The sequence below is a fragment of the Vibrio iocasae genome (genome assembly GCF_042245395.1).
Taxonomy (GTDB): Bacteria; Pseudomonadota; Gammaproteobacteria; order Enterobacterales; family Vibrionaceae; genus Vibrio; species Vibrio iocasae.
Genome location: NZ_CP145310.1, coordinates 472614 through 487888 on the forward strand (window position 1 = coordinate 472614; position 15275 = coordinate 487888).

14 protein-coding genes are annotated in these 15275 nt (G+C 44.9%); 13 read left to right on the plus strand and 1 reads right to left on the minus strand.

Features of this window, described 5'->3' with window-relative positions; all coding sequences use genetic code 11:
- Positions 1-53 precede the first annotated feature (53 nt).
- Complete coding sequence (gene fghA, locus SNR28_RS02155) at positions 54-893, plus strand: S-formylglutathione hydrolase (protein WP_375749378.1); 840 nt, start codon at positions 54-56, stop codon at positions 891-893.
- 78 nt (positions 894-971) lie between these two features.
- Here the strand turns inward: fghA and yegD are convergent, their stop codons facing one another.
- A complete protein-coding gene (yegD, locus tag SNR28_RS02160; RefSeq protein WP_375749379.1) occupies positions 972-2324 on the minus strand; it encodes a molecular chaperone in 1353 nt (450 codons plus the stop codon).
- Between the two features lie 209 nt (positions 2325-2533).
- Here yegD and SNR28_RS02165 point away from each other — a divergent pair, with 209 nt between their 5' ends.
- From SNR28_RS02165 to SNR28_RS02220, 12 genes are all read left to right on the plus strand, one after another.
- Positions 2534-4222, plus strand: a complete 1689-nt coding sequence (locus SNR28_RS02165) for a pyridoxal phosphate-dependent decarboxylase family protein (protein WP_375749380.1) — start codon at positions 2534-2536, stop codon at positions 4220-4222.
- 174 nt (positions 4223-4396) lie between these two features.
- A complete protein-coding gene (locus SNR28_RS02170; protein WP_375749381.1) occupies positions 4397-5152 on the plus strand; it encodes a DUF3450 domain-containing protein in 756 nt (251 codons plus the stop codon).
- Positions 5149-6486 carry a MotA/TolQ/ExbB proton channel family protein gene (locus SNR28_RS02175; RefSeq protein ID WP_375749382.1) on the plus strand — a complete coding sequence of 446 codons (1338 nt, stop codon included), beginning with the start codon at positions 5149-5151 and terminating at the stop codon, positions 6484-6486. Before SNR28_RS02170 ends, SNR28_RS02175 begins: the two co-directional genes overlap by 4 nt.
- A gap of 56 nt (positions 6487-6542) precedes the next feature.
- Entirely contained in the window at positions 6543-7028 is a 486-nt protein-coding gene (locus SNR28_RS02180; RefSeq protein WP_375749942.1) for a MotA/TolQ/ExbB proton channel family protein, read from the plus strand.
- Between the two features lie 16 nt (positions 7029-7044).
- Positions 7045-7449 (plus strand): ExbD/TolR family protein, encoded by a 405-nt coding sequence (locus SNR28_RS02185; protein ID WP_375749383.1) that lies wholly within the window; start codon positions 7045-7047, stop codon positions 7447-7449.
- Positions 7450-8127: an energy transducer TonB gene (locus SNR28_RS02190; RefSeq protein WP_375749384.1), complete on the plus strand. Its 678-nt coding sequence runs from the start codon at positions 7450-7452 to the stop codon at positions 8125-8127.
- Positions 8124-9311 carry a hypothetical protein gene (locus SNR28_RS02195; protein WP_375749385.1) on the plus strand — a complete coding sequence of 396 codons (1188 nt, stop codon included), beginning with the start codon at positions 8124-8126 and terminating at the stop codon, positions 9309-9311. Before SNR28_RS02190 ends, SNR28_RS02195 begins: the two co-directional genes overlap by 4 nt.
- A 124-nt stretch (positions 9312-9435) precedes the next feature.
- The gene (locus SNR28_RS02200) at positions 9436-10182 is read left to right on the plus strand and encodes a substrate-binding periplasmic protein (RefSeq protein WP_375749386.1); all 747 of its coding nucleotides are present in this window, start codon (positions 9436-9438) and stop codon (positions 10180-10182) included.
- Between the two features lie 125 nt (positions 10183-10307).
- On the plus strand, positions 10308-10958 hold the full coding sequence (locus SNR28_RS02205; RefSeq protein ID WP_375749387.1) for a CoA transferase subunit A: 651 nt from the start codon (positions 10308-10310) through the stop codon (positions 10956-10958).
- 5 nt (positions 10959-10963) lie between these two features.
- A complete protein-coding gene (locus tag SNR28_RS02210; protein WP_375749388.1) occupies positions 10964-11629 on the plus strand; it encodes a 3-oxoacid CoA-transferase subunit B in 666 nt (221 codons plus the stop codon).
- Entirely contained in the window at positions 11626-12810 is a 1185-nt protein-coding gene (locus tag SNR28_RS02215; RefSeq protein ID WP_375749389.1) for an acetyl-CoA C-acetyltransferase, read from the plus strand. Before SNR28_RS02210 ends, SNR28_RS02215 begins: the two co-directional genes overlap by 4 nt.
- A gap of 147 nt (positions 12811-12957) precedes the next feature.
- Entirely contained in the window at positions 12958-15222 is a 2265-nt protein-coding gene (locus SNR28_RS02220; protein WP_375749390.1) for an EAL domain-containing protein, read from the plus strand.
- Positions 15223-15275: the final 53 nt, after the last annotated feature.

The following is a 15275-nucleotide window of genomic DNA, read 5'->3' on the forward strand; positions in this document are numbered from 1 at the left end:
GAAAACATACAGCGCTGCGTTTATCGTGGCGCCTAAATGAGGACAGAACAATAATGACGATTGAAAACACAAGTCAGAATAAAGTCTTTGGCGGTTGGCACAAGCAATACAAACATCAATCCAGAGTACTCGATTGTGAAATGCGCTTTGCAGTTTACCTGCCAGCCGATGCGACTTTCGAAAGTAAAGTTCCGGTTCTTTACTGGCTATCGGGGCTTACTTGTACCGATGAGAACTTTATGCAAAAAGCAGGAGCTTTTAGGAAGGCTGCAGAGCTAGGTATTACGATTGTTGCAATGGATACCAGCCCGCGTGGAGATGATGTGGCTGACGATGACAATTACGACTTGGGCAAAGGTGCTGGCTTTTATCTAAATGCCACTGAGGCCCCTTGGTCACGTCATTATCATATGTATGATTACGTCACAAAAGAACTCCCGGAGGTCATAGAGAAGCACTTTCCTGTCTCCGATATAAAGTCGATCGCAGGCCACAGTATGGGTGGACATGGTGCGCTGACAATAGGTTTGAAAAACCAAGAAATGTACCGCTCTATTTCTGCTTTCAGTCCGATTACTAACCCAATGCAATGTCCTTGGGGGCAGAAAGCGTTTCGGGCTTATTTGGGAAACAATACAGAGAACTGGAAGCAGTATGACGCTTGTGAGCTATTGAAAAGTGCTAATTCGTCGTTGCCGATTCTTGTAGATCAGGGTGATGCGGATGACTTTTTATCAGAGCAACTGAAGCCAGAGTTGCTGCTTCATGCTGCTAAAGAGAGTGGTTCCGAGGTCGAGCTTCGAATGCAGTCAGGCTACGATCATAGCTACTATTTTATCTCTAGCTTTATCGACGACCATCTGGCGTTCCATGCGCGCTATTTGTTTTCATGAGTTGAGCTAAGGTTAAGCCGAATGCGCTCTTTTAATGTTCCAATCGAAAGAGCGCTTTATTAACTGGACTAGTTTATCCTACCGAAAACAAACATCAGCCCATCTTGCCAAGCCCGCGGTCACCGAACCAAAGTAGCTACCACTCACTATCTCAGTGTCTGGTAACACCGACTGTATTGCGGCTTTTAGCAGTGGAGAACGAGCGGAGCCACCGGTCATGTAGATAACATCGGGTTTGGCTTGTCCCAGTTTTTGGGCCTCAATGACCACTTTCAGAATTTTGTTCACCGGTTCAGTAATGGCATCAGACATTTGATCTTTAGTAACTGAAATATCGAACGCTTCTTTAAGCAAGTCCACAGAAGCGACATGTTGATCAGTTTCTCCCAACGCGATCTTAGTGGTTTCTGCGGTTCTCACGATACTGTGCCCCAGAGTGCCAATATAAGTATGCAATAGTCGTGTTAATTTATCGGGACACTCTGAACCTTTAACCAAATCCATTAATGTTTTTTGGTTTTCTGGCCGATAAAAGTCCCTTTGGGCGATGACGTCGTTGATTGCAATACCGTTCCAGAACTGGGCAATGGGTACTGGCAATCCTGAACTCTGGTTTGTGCCTAAACCGAACTCACGCATAAATCGTCTGAAAGCAATGGCTATATCGAGATCGTTACCACCGATACGTATACCGGTATGTGCAAGCAATGACTCAGAACGATCACTACGGCCTTGCCAACTTGGCCCCATATGAATCATTGAGCAGTCCGAAGTACCACCGCCAATATCAACCACCAAAACAGTTTTATCACTGGTGAGTGTTGATTCGTATTCAAGTCCGGCCGCGACAGGTTCAAATTGAAACTCGATGTTCTTGAACCCGGCACGATTAGCGGCTTTGCGAAGAATATTTTCAGCTTGCTGGTTGGATCGCTCTCCACCACGCCCATGAAAATTTATGGGTCTGCCAATCACTACATCTGATACGTCGTTCTCAAGGTGGCTTTCAGTTTTTCGTTTTATGTTTGCCATCATGGCGCACACCAGGTCTTCGAAGAAAGAGAGCTGCACATCTCTCAATCCCAGTGTTCCCAGGAACGACTTAGGTGATTTCACGTAGTATACGTATTTGGGATCGTCGAGATAGAGGTTAAGGGCCGTCTGACCAAACTGAACATCATCCGTTCTGATTTCCAGTCCTTCTTCATGGTTCTCTTTGATGGCTCTGCGAAGCACCGCTTCTCCAGTTTCGTCTGATGGCCGGATATTCAGACAACGAAAAAGGTACTCAGAGACTGATTCTGGATTTGGGGCACTAAGTGTAGAGGGCAAATAAAAGTCAGAACCCGAGAGTGGAATATGAGTTAATTTCTCTTCTATGCACTGAGCAACAGAACAGTTTGAAGTACCAAAATCAAAACCAATAGCCATGTCAGAACCTCTCAGAATCAAAACGGCCGCACACTATATAGCGAGTTAATCGGTTTGGCTAGCGTTGTTCCGATGAAAAATTGTAAGCTCTGAGTACCGCTCTGAAATAGCTTGTATAAGAGATCCGACCTCAGCTCTGTGAACCATTAACTATACTCAACACATTGCGATAAAAGGCAATTGACCACCTTCTTGGTGTGGAGGCAGTTATGATTCCAGTCAATGAAGCCTTATGGACTCAAAGTAAGGCGAACCGACTTTCTCCCCGTTTTGAACAGAAATACAACAATATTGTTCAGCAGTTTTTCTCTCGGGACCCACGTCACTGGCCTATATACCAACTTGCAGAACTTGGCGATCTTGTTACGCGTCGGAAGTTTCTCAATCTTCACTCGAATGTCTCTATGGCGGAACGTTTAGAGACAGAATCTCGTATTCCTCAACACTCCAGTGACGCCGTCACTCCATTTGACCCGCTTGCGCTCTATACCGCGAACATGTCCAAAAACTGGGAAGACCCAGCATCGGTAGAAAATGTCGTAACGACCCCGTGCGACCCGGCCATTCACGGTGCCATGCTTGCGACCATCGCTAACCCCAATCTGGTTTCACGTCAGTATGCGGGTGGGGCGGTAGAACTTGAACAGGTGGTTATCAGACAAATAGCGAATCTGGTTGGGTATGATGATAAGACAGCAACAGGTTTATTTACTCAGGGAGGAACCTTTTGCAACCTCTATGGCTACTTGCTTGGTTTGCGGAAAGCTTTCCCGGGTTCTTCAGTGAATGGTTTGTCAGAAGAGACATTCTGTATGATGAACTCTGAAGCGGGTCATTACTCAAATATGACCGATTTAGCTTTGTTAGGTGTGAGCATCAACAAACAAGTGATGCGAATAAAAGTGAATCGTGACAACCAGATCGATACGCAGGACTTTAAGCGCAGAATGATTGAGTGCGTTCAAAAAGGCATTAAAGTGCCCACCATTCTGCTGACTTGTGGAACAACGGATACTTTTGCCATTGATGATGTTGAAGCAATCTACCATATTCGGGAGGCGATCTGTCATCGTTATAACCTTAGTTATAAACCGCATATTCATGTTGATGCCGCGGTCGGTTGGAGCCTGATGTTTTTCAATGAATATAACTTTGATGAGAACAAACTGGATATTAATCCAGCCACTCTTTATGGTCTGGAAACTATCATGCCGAAAGTCAGATCATTGCGCTTTGCGGATTCAATTACCATCGATTTCCAAAAATGGGGGTATGTGCCTTATACCTCAAGCATGATTATCATCAAAAATGGCGATGATATGGAGGCACTGAAACAGGATCCAAGATATTTCACTTATTTCGACCCTAAGATGAAAGAAGACTCTCACCTTCAATCCACCATAGAATGTTCACGAAGTGCGGTTGGAGTATTCTCTGCATACTCTGCTCTCTCTTACATTGGCATCGAGGGCTATCAATTGTTGATGGCTTACTGCATGCAAAATGCGAACTATCTTCGTTATTTACTCTCGACTCAGGAACATTGCCGGGTGGTTTCCGCAAGTAATCAGGGACCGAGTGTGACTTTCAGGCTTTACCACCCGGACTTAAAAGAAGATCCTTATGAACTGTTCGATGAAGAAAGGCGGGTTGTCGATGATGAGTTTTTTGACAGCGAAGCCAATCATGCGGCTTACCACCGGAAAAACTTCACAGCTCGTCGAGGACGTTGCTTGCACACCAACTGGGTAGAGTCTATCGCTCATACCGATTACAATAGCTCTGGCTACTGTCTTTACCTACCGGGTGAAAAAGCGGTGTTCTTTAATCCGCACACCACTCGTGATCAGATCAGAGACTTTGTAGAGCATCTCTATTTTCATCGACACCGGGTGTAAACCTTAGTTAATATCGCTCCGTATATCACGGAGCGATTGTTTAATGTCATTTTCTTTACTTTATTCTGACCCTGCTGTGGGCAATATCGCTTTGGTTTTAGTTCTTAATCGAATATCATTCTCATCTTCACGGGCATCCAGAATGATGTGGAACGAATAACTTTCGGAATCAAAATGCGAATACCAACTTTAATCGCTACAACAATAGCGATGTCGATGCAGGTTCAGGCATCTTCTCTTGATCAATCTGCACAGCTTGAGCAGTCAATCATCTCTAATGCAAAAAACAGCCAGCAGGTTGTGACGAAAAGTTCAGATGAAGCTTATGAGCTGCAATCTGAAATCGATGCGCTGGAAGCAGAAATTAAAGGTTTGGAAACCTATGAAACACACTTAGGGAAGGTGATTGAGAGTCAGAACAACGAAATCGCTGATCTGAACTTGCAACTCGAAGAGATTGCAGAAACCCGAAAGAGCATTGTTCCTCTTATGTATGAAATGCTGGAAGGCTTATCCGAGTATGTAAGACAAGATATGCCTATTCGCCATCACGCCCGATATGAAAGAGTTGAAAAGCTTCGTGAGCTGATGACTCAGGCGAGCATCAGTGATGCAGAAAAATTCCGTCGCATACTAGAAGCGTACCAGATAGAACTTGATTACGTGACCAAGATGGGCACTTATACCGGAACTATTGAGATAGATGGTAATAAACGTCAGGCTGAGCAACTCTATCTTGGGCATCTTTCCTATATTGCCAGAAGTCTGGACAAACAGAACTACTGGGTCTGGGATAACACTAAGCAAGGTTGGAAAGCATTGGATAGCTCTGTAAACACAGAACTTGATAAAGCTTACCTAGTGGCGACAAAAATGGCTTCGCCTGCCATTCTTCGCTTGCCTCTTTCTCAAATGGAGGTAAGTAAATGAGACCTTTGAAATCATTTTTGATAACCACTCTTATCGCTAGCTCGGTGCTAGGCGGTGGCGCTGCTTATGCACAATCAGATCTGCTTACTACTACAAAACAGGCTCACGCTGATGAGAGAGAGCACAACATTCAGCGAGAAGGACGCTTCCTGAACGAAGAAGAGAAACTTCGTTATACCCGCGACCAACTGCTTGCCAGGAAACAGCTGCTTGAAACAAGCATAGATAACCTGAGTTCGAACTTTAGCGAGAACGAACAGATTCTTGCAGGTAAAGAGAAAACGCTCCATCTGGAATCAGGAAGCCTTGGTGAGCTATTTGGTGTTGTTCGTCAGGTCGCGAAAGAGCTAAATGTTGAGCTGGCGGGCTCAGTCACAGCAATAGAACAGTCGGAGAATATAGCACAAGTTAAAAGTATCGCGTCAGCTAAGAAGCTTCCATCCAGATCTGAGTTATACGCTCTATGGAACACATTTAACGATCAGTTACAGGCTGGCTCGAAGATCAACGAAGTCGTTGTCCCTGTTGTTCAGAGTGACGGTGTCATCAAACAGGAACAAGTTCTGAGAATTGGTGCATTTGGGTTAACAGACAGTAATGGTTATCTAAAGTGGGGTGGTGAAAAGTTAGGAGCAAGTGCTTACAGTGTTCAGCCAGAGTTTACTCCTTCCCTGAGTAACTTAGGTCAGGGTGATCAACTTATCGCTTTCGACCCAACTAAAGGTAAGCTGCTTGAACAGCTGGCTATGAAGCCAACGTTAAAGCAAAGAATTGAGCAAGGTGGTGCTGTTGGTAAAGTGATTCTGGCTCTTCTAATCGTTGGTCTTCTTATAGGTTTGGTTCAAGGGGCATTCTTGTTAAGTAGCCGAATGAAGATCAACGCGCAGTTAAAGAACACAGACACTATTGGCAACAATGCGCTGGGTCGGGTACTCAGTGTCTACAAATACGACGAATCGCCCAATGTCGAGGCTCTGGAGCTTCGCCTGTTTGAAACGGTACTTGATGAGCAGCAGAAGCTAGAGCGCGGTCTTTCGATGATCAAACTTCTGGCTGCACTTTCACCAATGCTAGGTTTGCTTGGCACGGTAACGGGTATGATCGAAACCTTCCAGGTGATTACACAGTTTGGTAATGCCGATCCCCGAATCATGGCTGGTGGTATTTCCACTGCGCTTATCACTACAGTCTTGGGTCTTGTCTCTGCAATGCCGCTGCTGTTTATGCACAACGTACTGAGCTCTCAGGCTGAAAGCATACGTACCATTCTGGAAAAACAGGGTGTAGGCATGGTTGCTCAACGGGCGGAAAAAGAGATGGAGCTTAGCCACTAGTGGAATGGGTTAGCTTGTTTAATGATATCAGCTTAGGTGCTGCGTTAGATCAGTTTATGGCTCGTGGAGGGCCAGTTCTCTGGTGGCTGGCAGCATTGATATTAATCTTCTGGCTCGTGGCTTTCGAAAGGTTAATGTTTCTGCTGGTTGTATTTCCTAAGAAGCAAAAAGCCTGGATGGAAGCATGGAATGGCAGAGCTGATCACCAGTCCTGGTATGCACGAAAACAACGTGATTCCTGGTTAAGCGAAGCGCATCTGGATTTGTTTCAGAATGTCAGCCTGATGAAGCTGCTTATTAGCCTGTTCCCGATGTTGGGACTGCTTGGTACCGTGACCGGAATGATCTCTGTTTTCGATGTATTGGCAACAGAAGGGACTTCACAACCACGCCTTATGGCATCGGGTATATCAATGGCAACCTTGCCGACAATGGCGGGAATGGTTGCGGCACTCGCTGGTGTGTTTTCTTACTCAAGACTGATGGCCGCAATTGAAAAGCGAGAAGTACATTTAGAAAAAATGATGAGGAGCCGAAAATGAGGCCGAGGAGCGACCAATGAGATTAGGGAGTCGTAGAAAAAGCCAGGAAGAGGCTCAGGTCGATATGACATCCATGCTGGATATCGTATTTATCATGTTGATTTTCTTTATCGTGACCAGCTCGTTTGTAAAAGAATCTGGTGTCGAAGTAAATCGCCCACAGGCTTCGAACGCAGTAAGTCAGAAAAATGCCAGCATATTTATTGCCGTCACCGCTCAAAATGAAATCTATATAGACAAGCGAGTTATCGACAAAGAGCGCGTACAGGCAACACTGGAGCATTTAATTACGGAACAACCGAATGCTTCAGTTGTTATTCAGGCGGATGAATTTGCATTTAATGGCACAGTTGTTTCTGTCATGGACTCTGCAAAGGGTGCAGGTATCAGTAACATCGCGTTAGCAACGGAGCAGAAGTAGATGTTGCGTTATCTGCTTGCGCTTCCTTTGGCAGCATTGGCTTGTTATAGCCTGATTGGCGTGATGGCCTGGATGGTGGATTTAAACACTAAACCAGAGAGGCAAAAATCTGAGCCGCTTCAGTTTAATATTTTTGCTTTGGAAAAGGAGCAAGTGAGCGAAAAAAGAAGGCGTTCATTACCAGAACCTCCACAACCCGAACCGCCTGCGCCTAAACCAGAGCAACCGAAGATGAAAGTGCAGACAGCGATGGCAACGCCAAAGCTGGAAAGTGTTCCTGATGTTCAACTCGATCTATCGGTGACAGGTATGGAGGTTTCGGTCCCTGTTCAATCCGTCCAAGGGCCAGAAACGGATGCTCCGATACAGCCATCCAATGCATCACTGGCTCAAATTGGTCAGACTCAGCAGGTAATGCCATTGCACCGAATAGAACCGTCTTACCCTCAAAAAGCATTGCAAAGAAAAATTGAGGGTTATGTATCTCTTCGGTTCACGATTGATCGGTCTGGCAAGCCGACCGATATCGAAGTGATTGATGCTAAACCAGCAAGGATCTTTAATCGTGATGCGATTAAAGCACTTAGAAGGTGGCGCTATCAGCCAAAAATGGTGAATGGTGTTGCCCACGAACGGGTTGGTCAGGAAGTAAAACTGGAGTTTAAGATTCGTCGATGAATAACAAAAAGTATAAACGTTCATTGTTATTACTAGCACTGACTCTTGGTGTTTACGTACCACCATCATATGTTGTGGCAGCTCAAAACCTATCCAACTATACCGTTCGTAAGGTGCAGAAAGCTTATCAATTTCAGCAGGAAGAGAGAGTATCGGATGCGATAGAGCTGCTGGCAGATATTGAACCAAGTCGCGAGTACGATAAAGCCTATGTAAACCGTATGCTAGGGAATTTGTACTGGCAGACAGGGCAGAAAACACAATCTATCAACCGATTGACCCTTTCTGTTGACTCAGATGTCTTACCGGAACAACAACAACGGGATACAAGCAAAATGCTGGCAGATATTCTGCTAACAGAAGGAGAGTACAAGCAGGCGGAAGTACGATATCAGGGTATGCTGCAATACTATTCTGAGGCTGAAAATCTTGAATGGCTCTGGTTGCGGATTGCACAGGCACAATATCAACAGAAAAAGTGGACTTCTGTTGAGCAGTCTGTGGATAACCAGCAAAAATTTCAGAAGCAAGCAGGCATGAAGCCGAAAATTATGCCATTAAACATGAAGTTAACGGCGCAGCTTGCCCAAAAGAAGTATGAGGGTGCAATTTATACAACCAGGGCAATAAGAGAGCTAGAACCAGACAATCACCTATGGTGGAAGCAGCTTACTTCGCTTTATTTGTATACAACTAATTACGATAAAGCGCTGGAAACGTTAAAACAAACGGAACGGGCTGGCTTTGAATTGAGTCGCCAGCGATTGGAGCTAATGGCGCAACTTTATGCTCAGGCTAAAGTGCCGTACAAAGCCGCTGAAACCTATCAAAGACTGGCAGATAAATATGGCTCGGCCGATTATATCGTTCAGGTTGCTAGCAATTGGCAAACCGCAAAAGAGTGGGGGAAGGCAGAATCAAGCTGGTATCAAGCTGCTAAGGAAGAGAATAAGCATTTTAAAGAGTATGCTTTGCTGAAACTTCGGCTGCGTAAGTATCAGGAAGCGTTGGATGCGATAGACAAAGTGCCGGATAAAGACGCTTCCATGTTGTTAACGAAAGCGGGAGCGTTGAGCTCGTTAGGCGACAACAAAGCGGCATTGGAAGTGGCGACATTAGCTCACAAAATGGAGCCATCAAAATCGACACTTGGCTGGATTAAGTATCTATCTAAACTTGATTGATCTGAGTTTAATAAGGATATTGTTAATTATTTGCGAACCAAATGGTGAAATAAACTATAATTAACAGCAATGTATTAGGGGTGCATACTTATTTGCTCCTCTGCCTTATACGAAAGGGATTTAAATGAAGTTTTCGGGATTAAAATTAAAGCTGTCTATTTTCCTGTTGTTTTCCGTTATTTCTCATACAACGGCCGCGGAGATACTAAAAGTAATGCTCCATACGGGATCGTTTCCCCCTTATTTTTTTGAAGATGGGGATTCGAGAACTGGCACAATAAAAGACATCTTTGAAGCACTTTCCGAGGAAACGGGTGACACTATCGAGTATGTCCGAGTTCCGTTTAACCGTGCCCTATATATGTTTGAAGCAGGGGAGATTCATATCGAACCCATGACGAACCCTGCTTATCGGGGTGAATCAAAGGTATTGGGTGAGTACAGTATTCCATTCACGGTAGCTGATGAGACGATTCTGTTTAACAAGAAGCATTTCAAGGAAGTGAACTCTCAAGACGATTTGCTTGGAGAGGCTATAGGGGTTGTTAAAGGCTACTACTACCCTAAGTTTTCCCCTTATTTTGAAGACGGAAAAATTGAAGCTTATCCAGCAAAAAGTGAAAACAAACTTATTCAGTTATTACTTACCGAACGTATTTCTCAAGCCCTAATCAATAAAGATTTTGCTCAATACCAGATCAGAGATCAGAAACTAAGTAGCAGTTTAGTCGTTGGGAAACCTTACCACTCTTTAGATATGATGATTCGCTTTCACCCTTCCAAAAAGGAGGCGGTGCACAGATATAACAAGGCCATTACTAAGCTCAAGGATAATGGCACTATCGAACGTATCTACGATAAATATCGTTGATTCAGAAAGTCATATTTAGGGTCGCACTCCCCTTTCACTGACGAAAAGCACCCTTCCATTCATGCTGTGTTGTATTTTGAATAACGGAGTAGAGTGAACGTATCTTTTAGAAAAGGACGTTCACTATGCTTCGGAAACCTATCTTATCACCGAGCCAAGCTGCCTCTAAAATCGAAAGTGGGATGACACTTATGGTTGGTGGTTTTATGGCTGTCGGAACCCCGGAAAACACCATCGATGCCATATGTGCCAGCGGTGTGACAAATCTGACCATCATTTGCAACGATGCTGGGCTACCCGGTAAAGGTGTGGGTAAGTTGATAGAAAATGGTCAGGTTTCCAAGTTGATTGCTTCTCATATTGGTCTCAACCGTATTGCCGGTGAAAAGATGAATGCTGTTGAGATGGAGATTGTACTCACGCCTCAGGGGACACTGGCAGAGCAAATTCGGGCTGGTGGTGCTGGGCTTGGCGGTGTTTTGACAAAAACCGGCCTAAATACTCTGGTTGAAGAAGGTAAGCAGAAAGTGACGGTGGGTGGTGAAGAGTACCTACTCGAAGAGCCATTAAAAGCCGATGTATCGCTACTGAAATCTTCCACTACAGATGTGTTTGGTAATACCGCATTCAACAAAACCACAGCAAATTTCAACCCTGTGATGGCAACGGCATCTGAAGTCGTCTTAGTTGAACCCGATGATCTGACTGAGCCCGGTGAAGTCGATCCAGCTCTGTTTACACTCCCTTCTGTTCTTCTCGATTACATTGTGAGGTAATTACTATGTCTGCAAAAGAAGCTATCGCCAAACGTGTGGCTGAAGAATTGAATGTAGGAAATCTTGTGAACCTGGGTATTGGTATGCCGACCAGCGTGGCTGATTTTGTTCCCGCTGAGAAGCATATCGTTTTTCAGTCAGAAAATGGCATGGTCGGTCTCGACTCTGCACCGAATGAAGGAGAAGAGGATTGGGACTTAACCAATGCGGGCGGTCAACCTGTGACTGCTGTAGAAGGTGCGGCCTACTTTGATTCGACGCTCTCGTTCTCTCTCATAAGAGGAGGGCATGTTGACGCTACGGTGCTTGGTGCAATGGAAGTCGACCGAAACGGAAATCTTGCGAACTACATGATTCCGGGTAAGTTAGTCGCGGGAATGGGCGGAGCAATGGATCTTGTGAATGGTGCCAAGAAAGTGATCATCATGATGGCCCATTGCAATAAGAACGGTGAACCCAAGATACTTGATAAGTGTACTTTGCCCTTAACGGCAACAGCATGTGTCGACTTAATCGTGACTGATTTGGCGGTGATTGAGCGAACAGAAGAGGGGCTGTTGCTCAAAGAGATTTCGTGTAATACCACGCTTCAAGAAGTGATTGAGAAAACGGGGACCGAGTTAATTGTTTCTCCGGACCTTACTGTATTTGGTGAAGGAGAATCAAAATGAATGAAGTAGTCATTATTAGCGCTAAACGTACGGCTATTGGTAGTTATCTTGGTGCTTTCTCGGATGTGACCGCAGTTGAGTTAGGCGTCACCGCTGTCAAAGCTGCAATATCCGACGCAAAGCTAAATCCCGATCAAATCGATAACGTTATTCTCGGAAATGTTCTTTCAGGTGGATTGGGCCAGAATCCTGCTCGACAGGTTGCTATCCATGCGGGGATTCCAAAGGATAAGACCGCGAATGTTGTTTCTATGGTATGTGGTTCTGGTTTAAAAGCGGTAATGGATGCCGCCAATCAGATTCGACTTGGTGAGGCTGAAATTGTGGTTGCTGGTGGGATGGAGTCGATGTCCAATGCGGGGCATATACTGGAATCTCATCGAAGTGGTACAAAAATGGGGCATAGCCAGCTCACTGATACCATGCTGCATGACGGTCTGACCGATGCTTTTGGTGGCTATCATATGGGGATGACAGCAGAAAACCTTGCTAGGAAGCGTGAGATATCTAGGGAGCAGCAAGACTCGTTTGCACTGCAATCCCAAAACAGGGCAGAGCATGCAATAAAATCTGGACGATTCAAAGGTGAAATTGCTCCTCACACTATCGTTAGCCGAAGAGGAGAAGTGCTTGTCGATACGGATGAGTTTCCAAAGTTTGGTGCGACGCTAGAAAGTATCTCAAAACCAAAACCAGCATTTGTTCGGGATGGAAGCGGAACGGTGACTGCTGCCAATGCATCTGGGCTCAATGATGGTGCCGCTGCTTTGGTCTTGATGAGCGCGGATAAAGCAAAACAGTTAGGTTTAGAACCGCTGGCAACCATAGTGTCTCAGGCCGCAGCTGGTGTTGACCCAGAGGTGATGGGATATGCACCAGTCCCCGCTTCCGAAAAAGCTTTAAAAGCAGCGGGACTCAGTGTTTCAGAGCTGGACCTTGTTGAAGCGAATGAAGCCTTCGCAGCACAAGCCTTGTCTGTTTGTCAGGGGCTCGATCTCAACCCGGAAAAAACCAATGTGAATGGTGGAGCTATCGCTCTGGGTCATCCTATAGGCGCGTCAGGCGCGCGCGTACTAGTTACTCTTGTTCATGAGCTAGAAAAACGCAATGGCCGATACGGTTTGGCAACGCTCTGTATTGGTGGCGGGCAAGGCGTCGCCTTGGTGATAGAACGAAAATAACCACACATATCAAGCAGGGCGTCTATGCCCTGCTTACGCTTTGTTCTTAAATTTCTATTTGTCGTCTTAAAAGTGATCAGTAATAACTAAGTCTAGTTTGATAACATGTACCGTACTTGTATGACTTAGCCCGTTTACTCAAGATTCATGAGCGATACGATAAAAAAAACAGAACAACATTTAATAGATAATCTCACCGAGAAGATTTTTCACGAAAGCGATAGCTCTCTTCTTCACGCTATGCAGAATGTGAATGAAGGCCTGTGGGACTGGAATCTTGACACCGATGAGGTTTTCTACTCCCCGAAATGGAAAAACATGCTTGGCTACGGAGCGCACGAGCTTGATAACCATTTGGATACGTGGAAAAAAATCGTCCACCCAGAAGATCTGGATATCATACTCAATCAAGTAGAAGAATACTTAGCCGGGGATCTTGATCTGTTAGAAGCTGAGATGAGACTTAAACATAAAAATGGTCATTATCTTTATATTCGCAGTGTCGCCTTCAAGGTAGAAAGTACTTCTTGTCGCAATCGATTGATCGGTTATCACATCAACATCACCTCTCTTAAGAAAGAAGAGCAGTACAATAACAAAAGCAGAAAAGTCCTGGAAATGATTGCAAGGGGAGTTTCTGCCCCCGTTGTCTATGATGAAATCGCACGGTTATTTGAGAGCCGTTATCCGGGACTGAGGTGTTCAATGCTTGAGTTAGAGGGGGATACGCTTTTGCATGGCGGTGCCCCAAGCCTTCCTATAGAGTACTGCGAAGCGGTTAACGGTTTAAAAAACGGACCTGAAGTTGGGTCCTGTGGTTCTTCTACATATACAGGAAAACGCGTATTAGTCGAAGACATCGCAACAGATCCCAAATGGTCTGAATTGAAAGATTTTGCTTTGCCTCATGGGATGCGATGTTGTTGGTCAGAACCTATAAAGAGCTCTACAGGCAAGGTATTAGGGGCTTTTGGGATGTACTACAATCATCCAGCGATGCCGAGCCAATCTGAGTCAGAAGACCTAACATCGGCTGCGATGCTCACCGGACTTGTCATGGAGAGGGATCAGAATCAAAAGCGAATCAGAAAGATGGCATTTACTGATGAACTTACCGGGTTACATAGCTTGGGATTCAACAACCTCTATCTCGGTCAGTTAATATTGAAGGCTAAGTTTTCCGATCAAAGATTCGCGGTTCTGTATCTTGATCTGGACGACTTTAAGAGTGTGAACGACAGTCTGGGACATGATATTGGAGACGCACATTTAAAAGAGATAGCTGGTCGTTTACTCACGGTAAGCGACAACAAGCATACAATTACCCGCTTGGGTGGAGATGAGTTTTGTATCGTTGTTGAAAAGTTTGCAGACGAACAGGAACTTGGTCAGATAGCACAGCAGTACCTGGACGCAGTATCCAGACCAACCTTAATTGCGAAGCGTAGATTTACTCAGACAGCCAGTGTAGGAATCGCCCTGTTTCCAAAAGACGGTAAAGATATAAAACATCTGAGAAAAGTAGCGGATACTGCGCTGTATGCCGCGAAGGGTAGTGGAAAAAACAATTACGTTTTTTACGACCCTCTACAATCTGAGAATGCAGAATACTGTTTTAAGGTTGAACAGTTACTCAGAGAAGCTCTGGAAAATAGAGATCTGAATCTTGTATACCAGACTAAAACGAACCTGGTTACCGGTGAGGTCGAAGGCGTTGAGGTTCTATGTCGTTGGTACCACCCTGAACTCGGGCACGTTTCACCTCTTGACTTTATAGCAACAGCCGAACGAATTGGTGTGATAGAGGCGTTAACTAATCAGGTGATTCAGAGTGCTTTTTCTCAATATGTAACCTGGAAATCGGTTGGGTTGAATATCGGACCGATTGCTATAAATATCTCCCCCAATCTGCTTATCAATCCTGAGTTTGTCCCTCTCCTACGGGAGATGATGAATACGACTGGAATGGAAGCGGAAGATGTTGAACTGGAGATAACGGAGCAAGTTATACAAAAGGAAAAAGAGAGCATTGCAGCGATCCAAAACCTGAAAGGGATGGGGTTCAGGATTGCGATCGATGATTTCGGAACAGGCTATTCTTCCTTTGCGTCCCTAAAGCACATGGATGTCGATGTCCTTAAGATAGATAAATATTTCATCAATGATTTAGTTGCTGACAATAAAACAGAGTTGCTTGTAAAGTCAATGACGACAATGGCACATGACCTTGGATGTACAGTCGTCGCAGAGGGAGTAGAAGATAAGGAACAGCTGATGGTCCTAAAGCGTTTGGGGTGCGATTTAGCTCAAGGTTACTTACTAAATCGTCCGATAGAACCAGAGCTACTACCGAACGTTCTGTCAAAGTATCATTTCCCTAGTATGAATTACGTTGATTCGTACGTAATTTAACTCATGAATATTTCGTATACGTTTCGTTCATAATACATTCATACCGATTATTG

Excerpts from the sequence above, each read along its gene's own strand:
- fghA (WP_375749378.1), top strand. The coding sequence starts at position 54 with ATGACGATTGAAAACACAAGTCAGAATAAAGTCTTTGGCGGTTGGCAC.
- yegD (WP_375749379.1), bottom strand. The coding sequence starts at position 2,324 with ATGGCTATTGGTTTTGATTTTGGTACTTCAAACTGTTCTGTTGCTCAG.
- SNR28_RS02165 (WP_375749380.1), top strand. The coding sequence starts at position 2,534 with ATGATTCCAGTCAATGAAGCCTTATGGACTCAAAGTAAGGCGAACCGA.
- SNR28_RS02170 (WP_375749381.1), top strand. The coding sequence starts at position 4,397 with ATGCGAATACCAACTTTAATCGCTACAACAATAGCGATGTCGATGCAG.
- SNR28_RS02175 (WP_375749382.1), top strand. The coding sequence starts at position 5,149 with ATGAGACCTTTGAAATCATTTTTGATAACCACTCTTATCGCTAGCTCG.
- SNR28_RS02180 (WP_375749942.1), top strand. The coding sequence starts at position 6,543 with ATGGCTCGTGGAGGGCCAGTTCTCTGGTGGCTGGCAGCATTGATATTA.
- SNR28_RS02185 (WP_375749383.1), top strand. The coding sequence starts at position 7,045 with ATGAGATTAGGGAGTCGTAGAAAAAGCCAGGAAGAGGCTCAGGTCGAT.
- SNR28_RS02190 (WP_375749384.1), top strand. The coding sequence starts at position 7,450 with ATGTTGCGTTATCTGCTTGCGCTTCCTTTGGCAGCATTGGCTTGTTAT.
- SNR28_RS02195 (WP_375749385.1), top strand. The coding sequence starts at position 8,124 with ATGAATAACAAAAAGTATAAACGTTCATTGTTATTACTAGCACTGACT.
- SNR28_RS02200 (WP_375749386.1), top strand. The coding sequence starts at position 9,436 with ATGAAGTTTTCGGGATTAAAATTAAAGCTGTCTATTTTCCTGTTGTTT.
- SNR28_RS02205 (WP_375749387.1), top strand. The coding sequence starts at position 10,308 with ATGCTTCGGAAACCTATCTTATCACCGAGCCAAGCTGCCTCTAAAATC.
- SNR28_RS02210 (WP_375749388.1), top strand. The coding sequence starts at position 10,964 with ATGTCTGCAAAAGAAGCTATCGCCAAACGTGTGGCTGAAGAATTGAAT.
- SNR28_RS02215 (WP_375749389.1), top strand. The coding sequence starts at position 11,626 with ATGAATGAAGTAGTCATTATTAGCGCTAAACGTACGGCTATTGGTAGT.
- SNR28_RS02220 (WP_375749390.1), top strand. The coding sequence starts at position 12,958 with ATGAGCGATACGATAAAAAAAACAGAACAACATTTAATAGATAATCTC.